Below are 5,760 nucleotides of genomic sequence, written 5' to 3' on the forward strand. Positions count from 1 at the left end.
GTCACAGGGCTACACCCTGTGCTTCGGTATTGCGCGCCTTCAGCGCTAGGAATTCAAAACTCGTATATTTCCCTATATGCGGTATATGGTTTAAAAAAATGACCGCACAAAAAGGGATTGAACCATATAAGAGCATAGAAGGACATAGAAGGGGATCCGTAAGGTTTACTGAACCAAGCTACTGGTCAGTGTCCAAAAATTGTGAATGGGATAAAAGCGTATTTGGTATCCCTTGTATAACTCCTATGTTTAAAAATGAGTGGAACCAAAGACGTGCTAGTCAAACAGTAGGGAATGCGTAGGGATTGACGCCTTTATTTCGCGCCTTCAGCGCTTGGCATGCTGCTATCCACATTGTTGTCACAGGGCTACACCCTGTGCTTCGGTATTGCGCGCCTTCAGCGCTAGGAATTCAAAACTCGTATATTTCCCTATATGCGGTATATGGTTTAAAAAAATAACCACACAAAATGGGTTGAACCATAGAAGGGCATAGAAGGACATAGAAGGGGGTACGAACAAGAGCGCTGAAACAATCCACAGGACAGCATGTAGGAATTGTGCAAGCATTGGAAGCTAGTTCGGTATCGCTTATATGCGGTATATGGTTCAAAAAAATAACTGCACAAAATGGGTTGAACCATATAAGGGCATGTAAGGACATAGAAGGGGGTACGAACAAGAGCGCTGAAATAATTCACAGGACAGCATGTAGGAATTGTGCTAGCATCGGAAGCTAGTTCGGAACCGCTTATATGCGGTATATGGTTTAAAAAAATGACAGATCAAATGTGCTGAAGCAGGAGATGACCTTATTGCTGCTGCAATTTTTGCTTCTCCCGCTGCACAAATTCTTCAAAGCCGATGGCTTTCCTTCCCAGCAATTCCTCCACCCAATCGGAAGTTTGCGGAGTGGGTTGAAACCGGGGAAGGTAATGCAATAGGATCATCACCAGAATATAGGGAGCCGGCATTCCTTCTTTTCGCTTTTGCACATAAAACTGCAACAGGTTTGGGGATACAAAGGCAATTTTCCTACCCAACCCCTTGCTCAACAGGTCACACATGGCCTTGAAATCCAATGGCTCCGAATTGGTGAGATCGTAGGCCTTCTTGCGGTGGGCATCCGGGTGCAGCAGGACCTCCGCCGCTACCGCAGCCAGGTCCCGGATATCAATTAGCGTAAACCGGGCCTTTCCGGCCGGCAGATACACCCGGCTTCGCTTGCGGATATCACTGGCTAAGGTGGTGGTAAAATTTTGCATAAAATAAGCGGGACGAAGAAAGGTATACGGAATCCCCGAGGCCACTATCCGTTTCTCAATCTTGTGGTGAGGGATCAGGCTGCTTTTCTCCGCTCCCTGCACGGAAAGAAACAGCAGGTGCATGACCTTTGCCTGTACGCAGGTAGCAACCAAGGGTTCGAAATACTTTTTTACGTCGGAAAGCTGCGGTGGACGCAGCAGAAATACCACCTGTATATCCACCAGGGCTTCGGGAAATCTTTCCGGCTGATTAAAGTCCAATTTCCTCAGGTGTATCGCAGGAAACCGCCTGTGAAAATCGCCTTCCTGCTCGGGATTTCGTACCCCGGCAAAAATCTGGTGTTCCGGGTTACCCTCCTGCAGCAGCCGGCAAACTTCCAGCCCCACATTTCCAGTAGCTCCGCTGATCAAAATGTTCATGTCATTTGCTCACAAAGGGCATTTGGTGAATAAAGGTATCGTCTTCTACCTGTGTCAGGATAAAGGCCGCCAGGTCGGCACGGCTGATTTTGGTGCTGGCATTGACGCCTACCCATCCCACCCGATAGGTCCCTTTTCCAGGTTCATTTGTCAGGCGCGGACCGCGCACAATGACCCATTTCAAGCCGCTTTCCGCCAATACCTCGTGATGGCGGATGGCATCGTTTAGGATACGGGGAACGGCCAGTTTCATAACGGTGCGGATCAGTTTATCGGCGAATTTGGGCCGGTCCTTCTCTGGAAAGGGCAAGCCGCCCCCAGAAAGGGAAACGATGCGTTCGAGGCCTTGGCCCTTCATGGCTGACAGGATCGTTCGGGTTCCTTCGGTTTGCAACCATTCCGGGGAACCCTTGACATGCCCAAAAAGGCTCACTACCATTTCCGTGCCGTTCACGGTGGTTTCCACTGCTTCGGCGTTTAACACATCTCCTACAACGACTTCCAGGGCAGGATGACGAAGGTTTAACTTTTCCGGATTACGGACCAGGGCTTTTACCGAATACCCACTTTCCAGGGCCCGGGACAGAAATAGACGGCCCGTTTGTCCGGAACCACCAAATAAGGCAATTTTTTTCATGATTCGCTTTCTTTTTCTTCAATACTACGTAGATTTGGCTTACCTGCATAAAAGTAGGGTACTAACCTTTTTGTATGTATGAAATCCATTCGCATTACCGCTCGTTGTCCGATACGCACCACCTTGGAATTGGTAGGGGGAAAATGGAAATTGTTGATCTTGTTCCAGCTTGTTGAAACCCCTTTGCGCCTGTCGGAGATGAAGAAAAAAATCCCCGATATCAGCGAAAAAATGCTGATACAGGAGCTGAAGACTCTGGTAGAAAGCGGGCTGGCCGTTCGACAAAACTTCGGTGAGGTACCGCCCCGGGTGGAATATTCGCTGACCGAAATGGGCCGGGCGGTACTGCCGTTGATCGAGGAAATGCGGAATTTTGCCGGCAGGTACGAAGAAAACCTGCTGAAACAGCGAACGACCGGTACCTGAGGGAGCACGGTACAAAGAGCGGTCAGCCTTAGAAGAACATAAAAGGGAGATCCGTAAGATTTACTGAACCCATCTACTGGAAAACACGCAAAAATTGTGGAAGGGACGGAAACGAATTCGGCATTTCTTATATGCGGTATATGGTTTAAAAAAAATGACCGCACAAAAGAATTGGCTAGCTAATTTTGCATTTCATTAGTTCCGTCAGGCTGCAGGTAAAGGGCAAGGCCGAAGCCCTTCCGGCCTTATAGCCCGAAAGGCGCCTAAAATCCCAGGCAGCCCCTTGAAATTCCGGGTCGCTTACCGGTTCCAATTTTACCAAGAGGTAATGATCCTGAGAGGGATCGGGGTAGGAAATTTTGTTTTTCGTGTAATTCCTTTTTTTGTGACTTGGCGTACTGTGAACTATTTCATTTTTTTTTAAACTTTAATCCCAAATTTTTCTAACTTTCCAATTGCTATCTGAGCGGCTAAGAGGCGTTTCAAGTCTATATTTTCTTTTCTTTTTAGCTTTTGTATGACGGTTTTTAAAACACTGATTTCATTAAAGCTTAGCGTTCTGGTCTGCTCACCTAGGTCGAGAATTCTTTTCCAATCAGCATCTGTTAACCTGCTTAAACGGTTGTACAGCACCGACGGGTCGATTAAATCTTTATCATCCAGCTTGCTCAAGGCAGTGATCTTTTCAATGTCAATCCCTTTTTGAGAAATGAGGCCAACGATCTCGGCCCCTTTCTGAATTAGCCTGTCCGTCATGATTCCGGATTCTTTCAATATTTTCCGGATCATGGAAACGTTTGTCTCCTGGTATTTGGAAAGTATCTCTGAATTGAGATTGTACAAGTACAAACCATCCCAGAACCGGATACCCAGAGAAGTAATCTTTTCAAGGTTATTGTATTTCTGAATTTCCTCTGTGTCGGTGCTGTCAGAATCATATCGGGCTTTAAATTCTGCATCCGTGATCAGGTATTTCCGGATCACTTCCATGTTCATTTGGTGCCCGGTTCTTCCGATTAATGCTGTCCAGGTTTTTTCTGCTTTTGCAGCTTCACTTATTAGGGCAACATCCAAGCTATTCAGAAAGTCATACACGTACTTTAGCCCCCTCTTCAATTCTACCTGCATGTCTTCCGGGATCACCTGGGTGTCCCAGATCATTTTGAGGTTCAGACGGTTTCCGGTCAGGAAGTGCAGATAAGAAAGTGTGTAAGCAACTGTTTGTGATTTGATATTTGTATCGCCTATCGGATTCTGATTTTTGCGTCCGAAAAGTTGATCAGTGGCTTTAAATAAAATTGCATTCGCTACTACATCCTGCCAGTAAACGCGACCCGGTTTTTTCTTTTTGAAGTCCTTCTCAACATCTTTCAGAAACTGATTGTAATTCTTCTGTGCACCTTTTGCAACATGGAAAGGCTGCTGATGCCATATATTCATGTACTTGGCAATCTCAGATTTGATGATAACCTGACTTCTTGGATACTTCAACTTAAAGGCATCCTGTTTTCCTTTAGTCGGCTCCTTATTAAGTGCTTCTTTGTATTGCCCCTTAACTCTTTCCAGAAACCAAATGGTTTGTTTGTTGGAATCTTCAGGGTCAATGGCATAAGTTGTTCTTGACAATTCTTCCAACCTCTGCAGGAGGGGATTATTTGAAGTAAGGTCGAGTTCGGATACTTTGTTTTGACTGTTGGCGTACCTGGAAATGAAAGGAACTGTCTCGTTTTTCTTGTCCTCATCTTTTATGACGGTAAGTTTCATCTGAACGAAGACTTGCGACAGATCAGCTTTGAACTTCTTCTCGGTATGAAACAAAGAAGCTGTCGTCTGACCTCCATTTACGATCTGAAAGTCCTTCACTCCTGTAATTACCAGCTGGCCGTCCTCCCGTTTTTCCGTTTTGACTTCCTGTGCAGTGGTAGCCAGTCCATTGTTGTATGGAAGAAACATATATGGTTCTTCCCTGATCGTATCCCGGATACCCCGGTTTATTTTCCCTGTCTGCTGCAGAAATGCCCTGACATTGCTTTCAAGTAAACGGGTTCCGTAGTTCCTGTACAAGGTGGATAGAATGCTGCCAGGCACAATTGCCAGGTAGCATTCGTACAGGTCGTTTTCAGATGGCATTGCCAGGCATGGAATAACTTCTCCGAGTGTTTCACGGAAATCGATCTCAATCGGTTCCCGGTTGTATCTGGATTGAGAGAGCCTGTGTAACCGTTCTGCATCCCATACATGATAAATAAAGGTCGTATCCTCCAATCCTTTAAGACTGAAATTCTTTGGTGGATCGTGAGGAATGTTGCCGTTCGAGAGGATAAAAACATTGACCCGGTCAATTTCCTTATAGTTATCCTTTATCAGCTTGGCGAGACCATACGCTTCCGTAGAGGGTTCAATGTCTTCCAGGTGTCCTTTGAAAGCTGCATTCAGGAAACTGGCCGGCCATTTTACCAGTTTATCAAAATCGGGTTTACTGACCCGGTAAAGCTGGTTCGTGTCCTGAAAATGAGTGATAAAAATGTGAAGTGTTTCATATCCTTCTTCTATACCGTAGCCATTGATTTTGTATAGGATATTTTCAAGCTTGTTCTCCTTTACAAAAGGACATAATCTGATGCTTTCAGTTTCTCCGGCTTCAGCCAGCAACTCCATTACATACTCCGTGAACTTGTTCTCTTTTGAGGTGCCATCTTCATCTGCATATACCAATGAATTTACTTCATGGTAGAGTTCGAGGAGATATTGTTCCAGTTCAAAATCGGTTTGTATGGCTTTACCTGTCTGGCTCATATAACTGTTTTTAATACATCTTCTTCCGGAACTTCAAATGAATTGCAGGATGCAATGTCAATCTGATACTTTACATTGTAGATGGCCTCATTTTGTAGATTCCCTTTCAGGATCACAGTATAATACTCCCCAAAATTGAGACCAGAGGTTAAGTTAAAAAAAACGATTAAATTTAACCTTATGAACAAGCAAACAAGGAGGAAGTTTTCCGCAGAA

General features: G+C 45.2%; 5 protein-coding genes. 1 reads left to right on the forward strand and 4 read right to left on the reverse strand.

Annotation, left to right across the window (positions count from 1 at the left end; translation table 11 throughout):
- Positions 1-812: 812 nt before the first annotated feature.
- Together GCU44_RS18505 and GCU44_RS18510 are read right to left on the reverse strand one after the other, a co-directional pair.
- Complete coding sequence (locus GCU44_RS18505) at positions 813-1,685, reverse strand: NmrA family NAD(P)-binding protein (protein WP_154858483.1); 873 nt, start codon at positions 1,683-1,685, stop codon at positions 813-815.
- Position 1,686: 1 nt separating this feature from the next.
- The gene (locus GCU44_RS18510) at positions 1,687-2,322 is read right to left on the reverse strand and encodes an NAD(P)-dependent oxidoreductase (protein ID WP_154858485.1); all 636 of its coding nucleotides are present in this window, start codon (positions 2,320-2,322) and stop codon (positions 1,687-1,689) included.
- Between the two features lie 78 nt (positions 2,323-2,400).
- Here GCU44_RS18510 and GCU44_RS18515 point away from each other — a divergent pair, with 78 nt between their 5' ends.
- Complete coding sequence (locus tag GCU44_RS18515; protein WP_154858487.1) at positions 2,401-2,748, forward strand: winged helix-turn-helix transcriptional regulator; 348 nt, start codon at positions 2,401-2,403, stop codon at positions 2,746-2,748.
- 420 nt (positions 2,749-3,168) lie between these two features.
- On the opposite strand, the gene GCU44_RS18520 is transcribed toward GCU44_RS18515, so the two are convergent.
- Positions 3,169-5,544: an AIPR family protein gene (locus GCU44_RS18520; RefSeq protein ID WP_154858489.1), complete on the reverse strand. Its 2,376-nt coding sequence runs from the start codon at positions 5,542-5,544 to the stop codon at positions 3,169-3,171.
- A partial coding sequence (locus GCU44_RS23235) for a hypothetical protein (RefSeq protein ID WP_206670857.1) occupies positions 5,541-5,760 on the reverse strand: 220 nt, incomplete at its 5' end. The genes GCU44_RS18520 and GCU44_RS23235, both read right to left, overlap by 4 nt.

The organism is Cyclobacterium xiamenense (genome assembly GCF_009467825.1).
Lineage (GTDB): Bacteria > Bacteroidota > Bacteroidia > Cytophagales > Cyclobacteriaceae > Cyclobacterium > Cyclobacterium xiamenense.

Bases quoted from the DNA above. Each gene is read 5' to 3' on its own strand.
- GCU44_RS18515 (WP_154858487.1), top strand. From the start codon at position 2,401: ATGAAATCCATTCGCATTACCGCTCGTTGTCCGATACGCACCACCTTG.
- GCU44_RS18520 (WP_154858489.1), bottom strand. From the start codon at position 5,544: ATGAGCCAGACAGGTAAAGCCATACAAACCGATTTTGAACTGGAACAA.
- GCU44_RS18505 (WP_154858483.1), bottom strand. From the start codon at position 1,685: ATGAACATTTTGATCAGCGGAGCTACTGGAAATGTGGGGCTGGAAGTT.
- GCU44_RS18510 (WP_154858485.1), bottom strand. From the start codon at position 2,322: ATGAAAAAAATTGCCTTATTTGGTGGTTCCGGACAAACGGGCCGTCTA.